Raw genomic sequence first — 15,168 nt, 5'->3', positions numbered from 1 at the left:
CAGGCCCACTCGGTACCATCCGGTCATGGAGCAGCCCGTCGTCGGCCTCGTCGTCCACCCGACCAAGAACGTGCGGGAGTCCGTGACGACCCTGCAGCGCTGGAACGCGTCCGGCCAGGGCGAGCTCCTCGCCCGGCGCGCGGACGCCCAGCGCATCGGTGGCGGAGTCGACGTGGTCGACGACGACGACTTCACCGATCGCGTCGACCTGGTCGTCGCGCTGGGCGGCGACGGCACGATGCTCGGTGCGATGCGGCTCGTGGCGAAGCGCCCGGTGCCCGTCCTCGGCGTGAACTACGGCAACGTCGGGTTCCTGGTCGAGATCGAGCCGCCCGAGCTCGAGATCGCGCTCGACCGGTTGTCCGCCGGCGACTACCAGCTCGAGCCGCACCATGCGCTCGAGGCCCGGTTGTCCTGGGGCGGCGCACGAACCGACTACCTGGCGTTCAACGACCTGACCATCGTGCGACGGCCCGGCGCCGGACAGGTCTCTGCCGACCTGAGCGTCGGGGGCCTCGGGTACGGGTACTACCGGGCCGACGCCATCGTGGCCGCCACCCCCGCCGGCTCCACGGCCTACAACTACGCCGCCGGTGGCCCGGTGCTCTCCCCCGCACTGTCCGGCTCCGTGGTGACCCCGGTCGCGCCGATGGCCGGCATCGACCGCTCGGTGGTGCTCGCCGCCCGGGAGCGCTACCGGTTCGACATCGCCGAGGGCACCAGGAGCGCGGCCCTCGAGGTCGACGGGCTCGTGGTCGGCGAGGTCGCCACCGGGGCCCAGATCGACATGCGGCTCCGCAAGGACGCCGGCAGCGTGGTGCGGCTCGACGCCGAACGGCACGGGCGCACCGGACGCGTGAAGCTCAGCCTGCTCGACCTGCCGGTGCGGCCCGACCAGCTGGTCGAACTCATCCCGAGCGACCTGCGGCAGAAGCTGCGACGTGAGATCGACGAATGACGGCTGACGACTGAGCGCTGCGGGCCGACGGCGCTGGCTCGCCGCGCGCCGGCGTATCCGGAAACGTGAATGGCCCGCCCGAGCAGTGCTCGAGCGGGCCGTCCCATCACCCCACCGGATCGTCTTCCCACAGAACGACCCGGTTTCCCCGCGCCGGCACGGGTGAGCGCGCCGGCCGAAGTCCACTGACCTAGTCGGTCAGGTACAGCTGCATGTCCTGCGAGACCGCCTTGGCGAACAGGCGGAGCTTGGCGCGCGACTCCACCCGGCTGACGGCCTGGCGGGTCGTGTGCACGATCTTGGAGATCTCGTCGAGGGTCATCGGCTTGTCGTCGTCCAGGCCGTAGCGCATGCGGATGACGTTTGCCTCGTCGCTGGGCAGCTCGGCGACGATGGAGCGGATGTCGCGGTGCAGCAGCGTCGTCTCGGTGAGCTCGTTCGGGCTCGCGGCGTCCTCGTCCTCGATGAAGTCACCGAGCTCGCTGTCGTCGGAGTCGCCGACGACCGTGTGGATCGAGACCGGCTCGTGCGAGCGGCCCTTCAGGTCGACGAGTTCCTCGACGCTCATGCTCAGCTCGGCGGCCACCTCGTCGGGCATCGGCGCGCGGCCGAGGTCGACGGTGAGGTCACGCTCGGTGCGCGAGATCTTGTTGATGAGCTCGACGGTGTGCACCGGGATGCGGATCGTCCGTGCCTTGTCGGCGAGACCACGCGAGATGGCCTGACGGATCCACCAGGTGGCGTAGGTCGAGAACTTGTAGCCCTGCGTGAAGTCGAACTTCTCGACCGCACGGACCAGGCCGAGGTTGCCTTCCTGGATGACGTCCATGAACGGCAGACCGCGCTGCGAGTACCGCTTGGCGATGCTCACGACCAGGCGGAGGTTCGAGGTGATCATGCGCTCCTTGGCGCGCTCACCGTCGCGGACGAGCCAGCGGAGTTCGCGCTGGAGGGTCTTCGGCAGGCCCTTCTCGGTGGCGAGCTTCTCTTCTGCGAAGAGCCCGACCTCGATGCGGCGGGCGATCTGCGCTTCTTCCTCGGCGGTGAGGAGCGAGAGACGACCGATGTGACGGAGGTAGTCGCCGACCTGGTCGACCGAGGCACCGCGGACACCGGCGAGCTGCTCGTCGGCCTCGACCTCGGTGTCGAGGGAGGTGGTGGCGGACTCGGCGGTCGCGGTCTTCGATGCCGATGCCTTCTTGGTGGCGGTGCGGCGAGTGGTGCTGGGTGCAGCCGTTGCGATCGTCATGGTGTTTCTCCCTGCGTTCGACGGTGATGGCTTCGTGGGGTGTTGCCGGGGGTGCTGATGAGTAAAGCGGCCCGGAGGTGTACCCCACAAATCGTTCGGAGCGATTCTCAGGGTTCTCCGTGCTTCGTCATCGAAAGCGTCCCCCACGGGGTACAGCCCACCGACAGCCTGGTCCCCCATCAGGGCCCGGATCAAGCCTACAGCGCCGTGTTTCCGGCGTTGCAGGCGTGTTTCGCCAGCGTTTCCAACCGTGTACCCCGGGCGACTGCGTAGTCCGGACATGCAAAAGGGGTACGTCCGACCCGATCAGCGCGATCTGGTCGTCGTACCCCGAACACCGGATGGGTGGGGTTCACCAGGAGGGTTCGAGCCACCCGTCCCGACGCTTGGACACCTCGAGGTCGGCATCTCGGTCGAACTCGTCGTACTCGCTCTCGATGTCACCGACGAGGCTGCGGCCCGTGAAGGGATGTACGGTGGTTGTCATGCGGACGATGCTCACCCCGGGACGCGTCGACGAAGTGAACGGCGTGTGACGGTCCGTCGGCGCTCAGACGTCGAGGTCGTCGACGTCGCCCTCGTCGTCGAGGGCTGTGCCGTCGGCTTCGCGGCCGGTTCCGTCGGCGCCGTCGGGCAGGCCGGACGTGCCCGACACCGGGTGCCCGAAGGCGTCCTCCACGTCGAGGTCGTCGAGGTCCTCGACGGGTTCCGGGAAGGTCGGCATGCGCGACAGCGTCACACCGCGCGGTGAACGCCGGGTGAAGTCAGCGCAGGACGTGCGCGCCGTGCAGCGCGCAGGGTGCAGCGGCTGCGGCTACTCGGCCGACGTCGGAGCCGGCGCGGGGCGACCGTGTTCGCGCTCGAAACGGGCACGCTCCTCGGCCTCGACCTTGGCGTACGCGGCACGCTCGGTCCGGTCGGCCCGCATGATCGCGCGCATCACGAACCAGAAGATCAGGCCGACGACGATGGTCGGCGTCAGGGCGAAGACGATCCCGCTTACGACTCCTTCAGGCACCCGAGCATCGTACCCCGGTGGACCGGGAGTCATTTGACCAGCGGGAACAGGATCGTCTCGCGGATGCCCAGGCCGGTGATGGCCATGAGCAGGCGGTCGATCCCCATGCCCATGCCGCCCGACGGGGGCATCGCGTGCTCCAGGGCCCGCAGGAAGTCCTCGTCGACACGCATCGCCTCGAGGTCACCGCCGGCCGCGAGCTTCGCCTGCTCGACGAACCGCTCCCGCTGCACGACCGGGTCGACGAGCTCGGAGTACGCCGTGCCGAGCTCGAAGCCGCGGACGTACAGGTCCCACTTCTCGACGACGCCCGGACGGGTGCGGTGCTGCCGGGTGAGCGGCGAGGTGTCGACCGGGAAGTTCATCACGAAGGTCGGGCGGTCGAGCGAGTCGATGACGAAGTGCTCCCAGAGCTCCTCGACGTACTTGCCGTGGGTGGCGTGGGCGACCTCGACGCCCTCGGCCTCGGCGAGCGCCTGCAGCTCGGACAGCGGGGTCTCCGGGGTGATCTCGCGCCCCGCGGCCTCGGACAGCGAGCCGTACATGTCGATGCGGGGCCACTCGCCACCCAGGTCGTAGGTGCTGCCGTCGGGCAGGGTGACCTCGAGCGCGCCGCCGGTGACCGCCCGGGTCGCGTTCTGCACGAGCTCCTGGGTCAGGTCGGCCATCTGCTCGTAGTTGCCGTACGCCTGGTACGCCTCGACCATCGCGAACTCGGGCGAGTGCGACGAGTCGGCGCCCTCGTTCCGGAAGTTGCGGTTGATCTCGAACACCCGGTCGATGCCGCCGACGACCGCGCGCTTCAGGAACAGCTCGGGTGCGATGCGCAGGAACAGCTCGGTGTCGAAGGCGTTCGAGTGCGTCACGAACGGTCGGGCTGAGGCGCCACCGTGCTGGGTCTGCAGCATCGGCGTCTCGACCTCGAGGTACTCGTGCGCGGTGAAGGTCTGGCGGAGCGAGGCCATCACGGCAGCGCGGGCACGCACGGTGGCGCGGGCCTCGTCGCGGACGATGAGGTCGAGGTAGCGCTGGCGGACCCGCGTCTCCTCGTTGAGTTCGTTGTGCAGGTTCGGCAGCGGCAGGATGGCCTTCGCCGCGATCGCCCAGTCGTCGACCATGATCGACAGCTCGCCGCGGCGCGAGGAGATCACCCGCCCGTGGACGAACACGTGGTCGCCCAGGTCGACGAACTCCTTCCAGCGGGCGAGGGACTCGTCCCCCACCTCAGCCAGGGAGACCATCGCCTGGATGCGCGAGCCGTCGCCGGACTGCAGGGACGCGAAGCAGAGCTTGCCCGTGTTGCGCGAGAACACCACACGACCCGCGATGCCCACGACGTCCTGGGTCTCCTCGCCGGTCTCCAGGTGCGCGTACTGCTCGCGCACGGCCGGGATCGTCGTGGTGATGGGGAGCTCGGCGGGGTACGCCTCGATGCCCGACTCCAGCAGCTTCGCCCGCTTGTCGAGCCGGACCTGTCGCTGCTCGCTGGTCTCCTGCTCGGCCAGTGCGGCGGCGTCGGCGATCGCGGTGTCGGGGGTGACGGTCTCGTCGGTCATGCGGGTGCGGCTCCGATGGTCGTGGGGGTCGGGGGAAATGCTACCCGCGCCGCGGTCCCGCCCCCGAACCGCTAGAGCGTCGACTGCCCGTCGGCGGCGGTGAGCGCGTTGTCGACGGCGGAGCGGACGAGCGCACCGAGGACACGACCCGGGTGTTCGACGCCGATGCCCGACAGGGTGCCGGCGGACTGGTCGACGATCGCGGTCGAGAAGCTCACGGCGGCCCGTACCGCATCGGCGTAGGCGGGCCGGTCGCCCTCGGCCACGACGAACGGTTCGGCCCCCATCTCGACCACGAGCGCCTGCGCGATCGGCAGGACGGGCGCCGGGGCGGTCACCGCGCAGTACGCGTCGCGCAGCCGGGACAGGTCGACGCTCGTGCCCGTGAAGGCCATCGCGGGGTGGATCGCCAACGGGATCGCGCCGGCCGCCATCGCCGGGGCGAGGATGCCGACGCCGTGGTCCGGACTGGTGTGCACGACGAGCTGCCCGGGCTGCCAGATCCCGGCGTCCGCCAAGCCCTGCACGAGCGACGCGAGCTGGTCGTCCGGCACGGCGAGCAGGACGAGCTCGCTCCGCTCGACCAGGTCCGGCGTCGCGAGCACCGGGGCGCCCGGCAGCATGGCCTCAGCGCGGTCACGGCCCTCGTCGGACACGGCGGTCACCCCGACGACGGCGTGCTCCGCGTTCGCCAGGGCCGCCCCGAGGACGGGTCCGACCCGTCCGGCGCCGACGATGCCGACCCCGAGACGCCCGGCCCTCATCGTGCGGCTCCGGTCGGGGGGACGTCGGCCCAGCCGGCAGGGACGGCGCCGGACCGGTGGTCCGCCGTCGGTCCGGCAGGGATTCCAGAGCCGGGCACGGTGTCGGCCGCAGCGTGCGTGGCGGTCGTGGGACGGGCCTCCCGTTCGCGCCAGCGGTGGGTCGTGTCGACCGCAGCGGCCTCGACGGCGCGCTCGGTGGTCTCCGACCACAGGCGCTGCGCGTCACGGGCGTCGAGTGCACCGACACGGGCCGAGACCGGACCGGCGACGGTGTGGACGTGGACGGCTGCGAGCCGCAGGGCACGCTCGAGCGGACCCTGCTCGACCTTGACGCTCTGCACCCGGGGCAGCGGCACGATGACGAGCGAGCGCCACACGGCACCGAGCCGCAGCAGCACAGCACCCTGCACGAACCGGTAGCCGTTGCGGCGGAACGCGAACGGACGGAGCCACGCGCCACGTCGTGGGGAGTGCACGAAGCCGCCGCGGTCACCCGAGGTGGTGAGGCTGTCGTCGACGACGTCAACGGCTTCGGCCGCACCCTCGCGCAGGGCTTCCTGCGAGGCCTCGGGACCGGCGACGACGGTGCCGACCAGGCCGGGCAGGATGATGTCGAGGACCTCGCGGACGTCCGCCGTGGTGCCGACGGGCAGCACGATCGAGGAGACCTGCTGGTTGCTCGACGCCCCGTTGCCGGCGCTCGTTGCACGGTTGATGCGGATGTCCCACCAGCCGAACGGGCGCCACAGCAGCGGTTGCGCGACGCTCACGGCGTGGATGCGTCCGGGCGGCAGCGTCTCGTTCGACGTCGAGACGAGCCCGTAGCCGATCCGGATGCCGTCACGGGTCTCGGCGATCGTGTACTGCAACGAGCGGGAGAACTTGCGGACGTAGTACCCGCCGGCGCCGAGGACGGCGGGGAACAGCCCGAACAGCACCGCGAACTCGCCGGTGAGGGCGACGCTGACGATCATGCCGGCGATCACGAGCAGCAGGAACAGCGTCGTGCCGGACAACAGCATCGACGCGATCAGTCGCCCCGGACGCACCTTGACGATGCGGGTGGCGTGCACGGCTGCCGGGTCGAGCTCGGGCGAGAACATCTCGTCGACGCGGTCCTGCAGCGCGCCGTGCGACTGCCGCGACGGACCACCGTGGCCGTCGTCGTCCTTCGCGCCCGAGGCCAGCACCAGGATCCGCTGGCGCAGGTCGTCGGCAGCCCGGGCCCCGAGGTAGGCGAGCTGCACGTTGGCGTCGTTGCCGGCCTGCGCGATCTCGAGCTTGGCCGTGCCGAACACCCGGGGCACGAGCGGCCGCTGGATGTTGATGCCCTGGATCCGGTCGAGCCGGGCCTTGCGGTGGTTGCGGAACAGCACGCCGGAGCGCACCTCGACGATCTCGCCGGTGACGCGGAACTCGTGCATGCGCCAGGACAGGTAGAACAGCCCGATCAGCACCACGAGCAGCACCACGATGCCGAGCAGGACCCAGCCGACGACGCCGTGCTCGTACACGTACCGGACCGGATCGCCGTCCTCTTGCTGGTCGCCCGGGATGAAGAACTCGACGAGCTGGTCGCGCAGGCTGTTCAGCACGTAGCCGAGGATGACGATGAGGAAGATCCCGCCCTTGAGCAGCGGGGTGAGCGGGTGCAGGCGGTGCCATTCGCCGTCGGTCAGGGGTGCCGCGGCGGCCGCGTTGCCCCGGGTGGGCGGCGTGGACGGAGCGGGTGGCGGGGTGCCCGGTCGGAAGGTCACGGACGACCCCTACAGTCCGGCGCGACGGGACTCGGCGAGCTCGACGAGGCGGTCGCGCAGCTCGTCGGCGTCCGCCGCCGGCACACCCGGGATCCGCACGTTCGTCGCGGCGGCGGCGGTGACGAACTTCAGCTCGCTCATGCCGAGCGCCCGGTCGAGCGGGCCGCGGGCGACGTCGACGAGCTGCATCCGGCCGTACGGCACGGCCGTGAACCGCTGCCACATGAGCCCGCGGCGCACGACCAGGTCGTCGTCGCGGAGCGCGTAGCCGATGGCCCGGACGCGTCGGGGCGTGAGCGCGGCGGTGATCGCCGTGATGACCGCGACGACGATGCCGATGAGGAGCCAGACGGTGCCGGCCCCGGAACCGAAGCCGTCGTTGACGATCCCGATGAGCACGAAACCCGCGGTGACCACGACACCGATCACGAGCGTGGTGACGAGTTCGGTCCACACGAGCTTCGTGGACACCCGGTGCCAGGCGATCCCACCGAGGCCGAGGCCCGGCTCGTCGAGTCGTTCACGCGGCATCGCGGGCCTCCTGGGGTTGCTCGGTCAGTTCACCGTCGACCCGTTGCGGGGATCGTCACGGTCGTCGTCGTCACCCGGGGGTGCGATGCACATGCGCTCCGCCACGAGTGCGCAGACCGTCAGGACGATCCCGCCCCCGACGGCGAACACGTTCGGCAGGGTCGAGCCTAGCGAAGGCGTCGCGGAACGGGTCAGCAGGTACAGCACGAGGCCCAGGGCGAAGCCGCCGAGCAGCGTGCCGCAGATGCTGGAGGCCTTCGCGAGCACGACGACCCGCGTCGCGTAGAGCGGGTCGACCGGCCGCTGGCGCCCGGCGCCGTCGCGTGCGTGTCGGCGCACCGGGCGCGCCATGAGCACGACGGCGACGCCGATGAACGCGAGCGTGATGCCGAGCGGGACCGAGAACAGGAACGTCGGCAGCTGGCGGGACGCCAGGACGGCGTCGAGCGCGAACCCGGCGACCACCGTCACGACGGCGATGCTGATCAGCGTGGAGGCACGGGTGGGCTTCATGCGCTGGTCGCGCTCCCCGCCGGCCTGGAGGCCCGTGCCGTCTCCGCGAACAGGCGCGGCTCGTCGACGCGCTCGGTGTCGTCGCCCACGGCGGTGAGCAGGTCGGCCACCGGTCCGGCACCGGGCAGGACGGCCTCGGGGTCGGCGTCGAGCCACGGGGCGAGCACGAACGCGCGCTCCGCTGCCCGGGGGTGTGGCACGACCAGGGTGTCCGTGGCGATCCGCAGGTCGTCCACCGCGACGATGTCGAGGTCCAGGGTGCGGTCGCCCCACCGGACCTCGCGCGTGCGGCCGTGAGCGTCCTCGATGCCGTGCAGGGCGTCGAGGAAGGCCTGCGGCTCGAGGTCGGTGTCGACGACCACGACGGCGTTCCGGTAGCGGGGCTTCGACGTGTCGAGGCCGTCGAGGGTCACGGCGACGGACTCGACCTCGCGGCTCGAGGCCACGGGTTCGACCCCGGGCAGCGCTGCGATCGCGGTGGCGGCGGCGCGGAGCGTGCTCCCCCGGTCGCCGAGGTTCGCCCCGAGGGCGACCACGACCCGGTGGGTCATTCTTCTTCCTCGTCCGGCACCGCGGCACCGCGGGTGCGCCGGATGGTGATCGAGACGTCGGTGAACGGCACGGTGATCGGGGCCTGCGGCTTGTGCACGGTGACCTCGGTCGCCAGCGCGGCTCGGTGGGTCAGCACGGCGGCGGCGACGCGCTCGGCCAGGGTCTCGATCAGGTCGACCGGGTCGCGTTCGATCTCGGCGACGACCTGCTCGGCGAGCACGCCGTAGTGCACGGTCGCGTCGAGGTCGTCGCTGCCCGAGGCGGCGCGGGCGTCGAGCTCCACGGCGACGTCGACGACGAAGTCCTGGCCGTCCTCGCGCTCGTGGTCGAAGACGCCGTGGTGTCCGCGGGCGCGGACCCCGGTGAGTCGGATGGTGTCGTTCACGATCGAGCTGCCCTCCAGGCGTCCCAGACGTCGAGCACGGCACGGGTCGGTGCCGGGTCGTGCACGCGCACACCCCACGCACCGCGTTCGGCGGCGAGCAGGCTGATGGCGGCGGTGGCGAGGTCGCGCTCCCTGGGCGGAGCACCCTCGGGGCTCCCGACACCGTCGAGGAACCGCTTGCGTGAGGCGGCGACGAGCACCGGCAGACCGATCGAGGCGAAGCGCTCGTAGCCGGCCAGGATCTCCCAGTTCTGCACACCGTGCTTGGCGAAGCCGAGACCCGGGTCGATGACGACCTGCTCCTGCCGGACGCCGAGCACGATGAGCTCGGCCACCCGGAGTTCGACCTCGCGCCGGACCTCTTCGACCGCGTGGGTGTACTCGGCGTTGCGGTACATCCGGTCGCTGTGACCGCGCCAGTGCATCACCACGAACCCGACGCCGGTCGACGCCACGACCCGGGCCATGTCCGGGTCGGCGAGGCCACCGGAGACGTCGTTGACGATGGCGGCGCCGAGGTCGACGGCACGCTCGGCCGTCGCGGCGTTCATGGTGTCGACGCTGACCGGGATGCCCTCGGCGACGAGCTGCTGCACGACGGGCAGCACGCGTTCCTGTTCGACCGGAACGGGCACGCGCTCGGAACCGGGCCGGGTGGACTCGCCACCGACGTCGATGACGTCCGCACCGGCGGCGACGAGGTCGCGCGCGTGCTGCACGGCGGCGTCGTAGGCCTGGTGCAGCCCCCCGTCGCTGAACGAGTCGGGGGTGACGTTGAGGATGCCGAGCACCCGGGTGCGCTCCTCGGCCGGACCACCGCGATCACGGCGACGGCCGGTCACGACCTCGGGCACCGGCTGGGGTGCACGGAGGTCGATCGCGACCGTCGCCGGTTCGGCGGCGGCGGCGCGGGCACGACTCACCTCGGCGAGTCGACGCTCTCGTCGCGTCGGCAGCTCGGTCATGCCGGCCTAGGCGGGGGCGATACCCGGGTTGCCGAACGGGCGACGACGGGTCTTCGAGGTCGACTCGGAGTCCGACGGGTCCGCTGCGGTCGAGGCGGCCTTGCCGGGCACGTCGATCGCGGGCAGGTTGCTGACCGGGCGCTTGTCGCTGGAGAGCCACTGCGGGCGCTCCGGCAGCTTGCGGACGTCCTTGAAGATCTCCACGAGCTCCGGGGCGTCGAGCGTCTCCTTCTCGAGGAGCTCACCCGCCAGGCGGTCGAGGATGTCGCGGTTGTCGTTGAGCACCTGGTAGGCCTCGTCGTGCGCGGCCTCGAGCAGGGCGCGGGTCTCGGCGTCGACCGTCTGGGCGATGGTCTCCGAGTAGTCGCGACCGGTGCCACCGCTCATGTCGCGGCCGACGAACGGCTCACTGGAGCCGGAGCCGAGCTTGACGGACCCGACGGCCTGGCTCATGCCGTACTCGGTGACCATCTTGCGGGCGGTGCCGGTGGCCTTCTCGATGTCGTTCGACGCACCCGTGGTCGGGTCGTGGAACACGATCTCCTCGGCGACACGGCCGCCCATGGCGTAGGTGAGCTGGTCGAGCAGTTCGTTGCGGGTGACCGAGTACTTGTCCTCGAGCGGGAGCACCATCGTGTAGCCGAGGGCACGGCCGCGGGGCAGGATCGTGATCTTCGTGACCGGATCGGTGTGTCGCATCGCCGCTGCCGCCAGGGCGTGGCCACCCTCGTGGTACGCGGTGATCAGGCGTTCCTGGTCGGACATGATCCGGGTCCGGCGCTGCGGGCCGGCCATCACACGGTCGACGGCCTCGTCCAGGGCACGGTTGTCGATGAGCTGCGCGTTCGAGCGGGCGGTCAGCAGGGCCGCCTCGTTCAGGACGTTCGCCAGGTCGGCACCGGTGAAGCCCGGCGTCTTGCGGGCGAGCAGCTCGAGGTCGACGCTCGCGGCGAGCGGCTTCCCCTTGGCGTGCACCTCGAGGATCTGCTGGCGGCCGGCGAGGCCCGGGGCATCGACACCGATCTGACGGTCGAAACGGCCGGGGCGCAGGAGCGCGGGGTCGAGCACGTCGGGACGGTTCGTCGCGGCGATGAGGATGACGTTCGTCTTGCCGTCGAAGCCGTCCATCTCGACCAGGAGCTGGTTCAGCGTCTGCTCGCGCTCGTCGTTGCCACCGCCGATGCCGGCACCACGGTGACGACCGACGGCGTCGATCTCGTCGATGAAGACGATGGCCGGCGAGTTCGCCTTGGCCTGCTCGAAGAGGTCACGGACACGGCTCGCGCCGACACCGACGAACATCTCGACGAAGTCCGAACCGGAGATCGAGTAGAACGGCACGCCGGCTTCACCCGCGACGGCGCGGGCGAGCAGCGTCTTGCCGGTTCCGGGAGGGCCGTAGAGCAGCACGCCCTTGGGGATCTTCGCCCCGACGGCCTGGAACTTCGCGGGCTCCTTGAGGAACTCCTTGATCTCGTGCAGTTCCTCGATCGCCTCGTCAGCACCCGCGACGTCGGCGAACGACACCTGCGGGTTCTCCTTGTTGTTGATCTTGGCCTTCGACTTGCCGAACTGCATGACCTTCGAGCCGCCGCCCTGGGCGCTCGAGAGCAGGAACCAGAACAGGGCACCGATGATCAGGAACGGCAGGAGGATGCCGAGCAGCGACAGGAACCAGTTGCCCTGTTGCACGGTGTCGTTGTAGCCGTCCGGCAGGTTGGCGTCGTTGACCGCCTGCACGACCTCTTCGCCGCGCGGTGTGGAGTAGTAGAACTGCTCCTGCTTGTCGCCGTCCTTCAGGACGAGGTCGACCCGCTGCTCGGTGGAGTTGATGGTCACGGACGAGACCTTGTCATCGGACAGCTGCTCGAGACCCTTCTGGGTGTCGATCTGTTGCGTGCTGCCCTGGCTGATGACGCTCCAGCCGATGAAGATGCCCGCCAGCGCGATCAGCACGTAGAGGTACGGGCCGCGGAAGATGCGCTTGAAGTTCATGTGATCCGGGCGCGAGTGCCCGACACCTTTCTCTGCCGAAGTTGCGTGCTGATCAGCATACGGCCGCGATTCTGTGGCGAGAATGGGTGTCCTCTGCGGGCGAACTCACCCCCGGGCCAGAGTCGGCCGAGTGCGGCCCGAGCGCGGCGGGCTGGCCGTCAGGAGTAGACGTGCGGGGCGAGGACGCCGACGCCGCGCAGGTTGCGGTAGCGCTCGTCGTAGTCCAGGCCGTACCCGACGACGAACGCATCGGGGATGTCGAAGCCGACGTACTTCACGTCGACCTCGACCTTGGCGGCCTCGGGCTTGCGCAGCAGGGCGACGATCTCGACGCTCGCGGCGCCACGGGACTGCAGGTTCTGCTTGAGCCACGACAGGGTCAGACCCGAGTCGATGATGTCCTCGACGATCAGGACGTCGCGCCCGTGCAGGTCGGTGTCGAGGTCCTTGAGGATCCGCACCACGCCGGACGACTTCGTGCCGGAGCCGTAGGACGACACCGCCATCCAGTCCATCCGCGCCTGCATCTTGAGGTGGCGCGAGAAGTCCGCCATCACCATGACGGCACCCTTGAGCACCCCGACGAGCAGCGGGTCGCGACCCGCGTAGTCGGCGTCGACGGCCGCCGCGAGCTCGGCGAGCTTCTCGTCGATCTGCTCGGGGGTGAAGAGCACTTCGGACAGGTCGGCCTGGACGTCGGAGAGTTCCACCACGCCAGCCTAACCGGCGCTGAACTCGATGCGGTCGCCGGTCCGCGTCGCACGGACGCCCGGCAGGTCGATCGGCCCCTGTCCGCCCCAGTCCGTGACGAGCCGACAGACCTCGAGCGTCTGCACGCGCGACAGCGTCACCCCGAACTCGCTCTCCACCGCCAGCCGCACGAGCCGTTGCCGGAGCGCCGGCGGGTTCGCCCCGAGCGCCCGCACCGACAGCGAGATGCCGGCCTCGGAGTGCTCGGCGATGTCCTCCGCGATCTCCTCGGCGAAGTGGTCGAGGGCGGCGGAGTCCTCGCGCAGCTGGTCGGCCGTGCGGGCCAGCGCCTCGGGCACCCCGGCGCCGAGCTCCCGTTCGAGCACCGGGAGCAGGGTGTTCCGCACCCGCACCCGTGCGTACGCGGGGTCGTCGTTCTGCGGGTCGTGCCACGGCGCGAGCCCCGCCGCCGCGCACGCCTGCCGGGTCGCGTGGCGCCGGACCGACAGGAGCGGCCGACCGTAGGCCGGACCGCCGTCGCGGCGGGCGAGCGGCTGCATGCCGGACAGGCTGTCCGGCCCGCTGCCACGCAGCAGGCCGAGCAGCACGGTCTCGGCCTGGTCGTCCAGGGTGTGGCCCAGCAGCACCAGGGGTGACCCGGTGGCGGCCGCGACCTCGGCGATCGACGCGTGGCGGGCCTCCCGTGCGGCGCCTTCCGGGCCACCGTCGGAGCCGACGGTGACCCTGCGGACCGTCACCGGGTCGAGTCCCAGCTCGGATGCCTGCCGGGAGGCGCGGCTCGCGACCGCCTCGGAGCCCGCCTGGAGCGCGTGGTCGACGACCACTGCCCCGGCACGCAGCCCCTGCTTGCCCGCTTCGAACGCGGTGGCCGCCGCCAGGGCGAGGGAGTCCGGTCCGCCGCTCAGTGCGACGAGGACCAGGTCGCCTGCGGCGACCACGCCGTCGTCGGCGGCTGCGGCGAGCAGGTCGCGGACCGCCAGGCGGGTCTCGGCGACGGCGGGGTCGAGCCGGGGACGCGGAGAGTTCACCCGGTAACGTTAGCCGCGCTTTCGCAACACACGACAGTCCCCGAAGCAGACACAGGAGCGCAACATGGCCGCGTACGACGTCGTCGTCGAGATCCCCAAGGGCAGCCGCAACAAGTACGAGGTGGACCACGAGACCGGTCGCGTCTACCTCGACCGCGTGCTGTTCACCTCGTTCGTCTACCCCACCGACTACGGGTTCTTCGAGAAGACCCTGGCCGACGACGGTGACCCCGTGGACGCCCTGCTGCTGCTCGAGTTCCCGACGTTCCCCGGCGTCGGCGTCAAGGTCCGCCCCGTCGGCGTCTTCAAGATGAGCGACGAGGCCGGCAACGACGAGAAGGTCCTCGTCGTCCCCGCCAAGGACCCGCGCTGGGCACACATCCAAGACGTCTCGGACGTGCCGGAGCAGACGAAGGCCGAGATCGCGCACTTCTTCGAGCGCTACAAGGACCTCGAGCCGAACAAGTGGGTCAAGGCCGAGGGCTGGGGCGACGCCGCCGAGGCCGAGCGCATCGTGCAGGCCGGTCAGGCCGCGTACGTGCCCGGCTCGCACTGACGATCCCCTGACGACGAACGGCGCCCGCTCTCCATCCGGAGGGCGGGCGCCGTTCTGCGTCGTGCGGGGCGCACCTGGTGGGGGCGTACCTGGTGGAAACGGGCGTACCTGGTGCGTTGATCCGTACAGGTACGCCCGATCTCGCTTGCTACCGCAGCCGCTCTGGGAAAGAACGGGCACACCGGGAGCGGGCTACAGGGAACCGCTCGGGCGGGCGACGTACGGCATGAGCTGGTTCGGCAGCCAGATCGCGCGCTCGACGACACCGACGCCGGGGCGGGCGGCCTCGACCATCGTGCCGTAGCTCGTCACGATCGAGTCGTGGTACGCCCCCGATGCCGTGCCGTTCGACGAGTAGAACAGGATGTCGCCGGGCTGGCGCTGCGACAGCGGGACGAGACGGCCGATCGACTTGAAGTAGTTGTACTGCCAGACCACGTTGTGCCCACCGGTCGCGATGCCCTGCGAACTGTAGGCCATCATCACGAGGCCGGAGCAGTCCCAGGTGTTCGGGCCCGCGCCGGTCAGCACGTACGGCTCACCGAGCTGGGCACGGGCGAATGCGATCGCGCCGGCGGCCTTGGAGGGGCTGCTCGGGGCCGGTGCGGGGGCTGTCTCTTATACACATCT

Annotated in this window: 18 protein-coding genes; 2 read left to right on the top strand and 16 right to left on the bottom strand. The window is 70.7% G+C overall.

What is annotated here, in order from left to right; all coding sequences use genetic code 11:
* Positions 1 to 25: 25 nt before the first annotated feature.
* Complete coding sequence (locus DEJ17_RS15275) at positions 26 to 958, top strand: NAD(+)/NADH kinase (RefSeq protein ID WP_110895034.1); 933 nt, start codon at positions 26 to 28, stop codon at positions 956 to 958.
* Between the two features lie 190 nt (positions 959 to 1,148).
* On the opposite strand, the gene DEJ17_RS15270 is transcribed toward DEJ17_RS15275, so the two are convergent.
* The 15 genes from DEJ17_RS15270 to tilS all read right to left on the bottom strand — a co-directional run bounded on the left by DEJ17_RS15270 (position 1,149) and on the right by tilS (position 13,982).
* Entirely contained in the window at positions 1,149 to 2,207 is a 1,059-nt protein-coding gene (locus DEJ17_RS15270) for a sigma-70 family RNA polymerase sigma factor (protein WP_110895033.1), read from the bottom strand.
* Positions 2,208 to 2,559: 352 nt separating this feature from the next.
* A complete protein-coding gene (locus DEJ17_RS18120) occupies positions 2,560 to 2,694 on the bottom strand; it encodes a hypothetical protein (protein ID WP_258366841.1) in 135 nt (44 codons plus the stop codon).
* A 63-nt stretch (positions 2,695 to 2,757) separates the two neighbouring features.
* A complete protein-coding gene (locus DEJ17_RS17880) occupies positions 2,758 to 2,931 on the bottom strand; it encodes a hypothetical protein (protein WP_181421244.1) in 174 nt (57 codons plus the stop codon).
* Positions 2,932 to 3,021: 90 nt separating this feature from the next.
* Positions 3,022 to 3,225: a hypothetical protein gene (locus tag DEJ17_RS15260; protein WP_071245264.1), complete on the bottom strand. Its 204-nt coding sequence runs from the start codon at positions 3,223 to 3,225 to the stop codon at positions 3,022 to 3,024.
* Positions 3,226 to 3,254: 29 nt separating this feature from the next.
* On the bottom strand, positions 3,255 to 4,781 hold the full coding sequence (lysS, locus tag DEJ17_RS15255) for a lysine--tRNA ligase (protein ID WP_110895030.1): 1,527 nt from the start codon (positions 4,779 to 4,781) through the stop codon (positions 3,255 to 3,257).
* Between the two features lie 71 nt (positions 4,782 to 4,852).
* Positions 4,853 to 5,545 carry a Rossmann-like and DUF2520 domain-containing protein gene (locus DEJ17_RS15250; protein ID WP_181421243.1) on the bottom strand — a complete coding sequence of 231 codons (693 nt, stop codon included), beginning with the start codon at positions 5,543 to 5,545 and terminating at the stop codon, positions 4,853 to 4,855.
* A complete protein-coding gene (locus tag DEJ17_RS15245; RefSeq protein WP_110895029.1) occupies positions 5,542 to 7,302 on the bottom strand; it encodes a PH domain-containing protein in 1,761 nt (586 codons plus the stop codon). The genes DEJ17_RS15250 and DEJ17_RS15245 overlap by 4 nt, the downstream gene beginning before the upstream one ends.
* Before the next feature lie 9 nt (positions 7,303 to 7,311).
* Entirely contained in the window at positions 7,312 to 7,833 is a 522-nt protein-coding gene (locus tag DEJ17_RS15240) for a PH domain-containing protein (RefSeq protein WP_110895028.1), read from the bottom strand.
* 24 nt (positions 7,834 to 7,857) lie between these two features.
* On the bottom strand, positions 7,858 to 8,346 hold the full coding sequence (locus DEJ17_RS15235) for a DUF3180 domain-containing protein (RefSeq protein WP_110895027.1): 489 nt from the start codon (positions 8,344 to 8,346) through the stop codon (positions 7,858 to 7,860).
* Positions 8,343 to 8,897 (bottom strand): 2-amino-4-hydroxy-6-hydroxymethyldihydropteridine diphosphokinase, encoded by a 555-nt coding sequence (gene folK / locus DEJ17_RS15230; RefSeq protein WP_110895026.1) that lies wholly within the window; start codon positions 8,895 to 8,897, stop codon positions 8,343 to 8,345. The genes DEJ17_RS15235 and folK overlap by 4 nt, the downstream gene beginning before the upstream one ends.
* The gene (gene folB / locus DEJ17_RS15225; RefSeq protein WP_220033663.1) at positions 8,894 to 9,283 is read right to left on the bottom strand and encodes a dihydroneopterin aldolase; all 390 of its coding nucleotides are present in this window, start codon (positions 9,281 to 9,283) and stop codon (positions 8,894 to 8,896) included. Before folB ends, folK begins: the two co-directional genes overlap by 4 nt.
* Positions 9,280 to 10,248 (bottom strand): dihydropteroate synthase, encoded by a 969-nt coding sequence (gene folP, locus DEJ17_RS15220; RefSeq protein ID WP_173032459.1) that lies wholly within the window; start codon positions 10,246 to 10,248, stop codon positions 9,280 to 9,282. The genes folB and folP overlap by 4 nt, the downstream gene beginning before the upstream one ends.
* Positions 10,249 to 10,254: 6 nt before the next feature.
* The gene (ftsH, locus tag DEJ17_RS15215) at positions 10,255 to 12,243 is read right to left on the bottom strand and encodes an ATP-dependent zinc metalloprotease FtsH (protein ID WP_110895025.1); all 1,989 of its coding nucleotides are present in this window, start codon (positions 12,241 to 12,243) and stop codon (positions 10,255 to 10,257) included.
* 158 nt (positions 12,244 to 12,401) lie between these two features.
* Positions 12,402 to 12,953: a hypoxanthine phosphoribosyltransferase gene (hpt, locus tag DEJ17_RS15210; RefSeq protein ID WP_110895024.1), complete on the bottom strand. Its 552-nt coding sequence runs from the start codon at positions 12,951 to 12,953 to the stop codon at positions 12,402 to 12,404.
* A gap of 9 nt (positions 12,954 to 12,962) precedes the next feature.
* Positions 12,963 to 13,982 carry a tRNA lysidine(34) synthetase TilS gene (gene tilS / locus DEJ17_RS15205; protein WP_110895023.1) on the bottom strand — a complete coding sequence of 340 codons (1,020 nt, stop codon included), beginning with the start codon at positions 13,980 to 13,982 and terminating at the stop codon, positions 12,963 to 12,965.
* Between the two features lie 64 nt (positions 13,983 to 14,046).
* Here tilS and DEJ17_RS15200 point away from each other — a divergent pair, with 64 nt between their 5' ends.
* Positions 14,047 to 14,538 carry an inorganic diphosphatase gene (locus DEJ17_RS15200; RefSeq protein WP_110895022.1) on the top strand — a complete coding sequence of 164 codons (492 nt, stop codon included), beginning with the start codon at positions 14,047 to 14,049 and terminating at the stop codon, positions 14,536 to 14,538.
* A 192-nt stretch (positions 14,539 to 14,730) separates the two neighbouring features.
* Here the strand turns inward: DEJ17_RS15200 and DEJ17_RS15195 are convergent, their stop codons facing one another.
* Complete coding sequence (locus DEJ17_RS15195) at positions 14,731 to 15,069, bottom strand: C40 family peptidase (protein WP_181421241.1); 339 nt, start codon at positions 15,067 to 15,069, stop codon at positions 14,731 to 14,733.
* Positions 15,070 to 15,168: the final 99 nt, after the last annotated feature.

The sequence above is a fragment of the Curtobacterium sp. MCSS17_011 genome (genome assembly GCF_003224275.1).
Classification (GTDB): Bacteria; Actinomycetota; Actinomycetes; order Actinomycetales; family Microbacteriaceae; genus Curtobacterium.
This window is presented reverse-complemented; position numbering and strand designations above follow the sequence as displayed.

Coding starts and splice junctions, on each gene's coding strand:
- DEJ17_RS15275 (WP_110895034.1), top strand. CDS start 26: ATGGAGCAGCCCGTCGTCGGCCTCGTCGTCCACCCGACCAAGAACGTG.
- DEJ17_RS15270 (WP_110895033.1), bottom strand. CDS start 2,207: ATGACGATCGCAACGGCTGCACCCAGCACCACTCGCCGCACCGCCACC.
- DEJ17_RS18120 (WP_258366841.1), bottom strand. CDS start 2,694: ATGACAACCACCGTACATCCCTTCACGGGCCGCAGCCTCGTCGGTGAC.
- DEJ17_RS17880 (WP_181421244.1), bottom strand. CDS start 2,931: ATGCCGACCTTCCCGGAACCCGTCGAGGACCTCGACGACCTCGACGTG.
- lysS (WP_110895030.1), bottom strand. CDS start 4,781: ATGACCGACGAGACCGTCACCCCCGACACCGCGATCGCCGACGCCGCC.
- DEJ17_RS15250 (WP_181421243.1), bottom strand. CDS start 5,545: ATGAGGGCCGGGCGTCTCGGGGTCGGCATCGTCGGCGCCGGACGGGTC.
- DEJ17_RS15240 (WP_110895028.1), bottom strand. CDS start 7,833: ATGCCGCGTGAACGACTCGACGAGCCGGGCCTCGGCCTCGGTGGGATC.
- DEJ17_RS15235 (WP_110895027.1), bottom strand. CDS start 8,346: ATGAAGCCCACCCGTGCCTCCACGCTGATCAGCATCGCCGTCGTGACG.
- folK (WP_110895026.1), bottom strand. CDS start 8,897: ATGACCCACCGGGTCGTGGTCGCCCTCGGGGCGAACCTCGGCGACCGG.
- folP (WP_173032459.1), bottom strand. CDS start 10,248: ATGACCGAGCTGCCGACGCGACGAGAGCGTCGACTCGCCGAGGTGAGT.
- ftsH (WP_110895025.1), bottom strand. CDS start 12,243: ATGAACTTCAAGCGCATCTTCCGCGGCCCGTACCTCTACGTGCTGATC.
- DEJ17_RS15200 (WP_110895022.1), top strand. CDS start 14,047: ATGGCCGCGTACGACGTCGTCGTCGAGATCCCCAAGGGCAGCCGCAAC.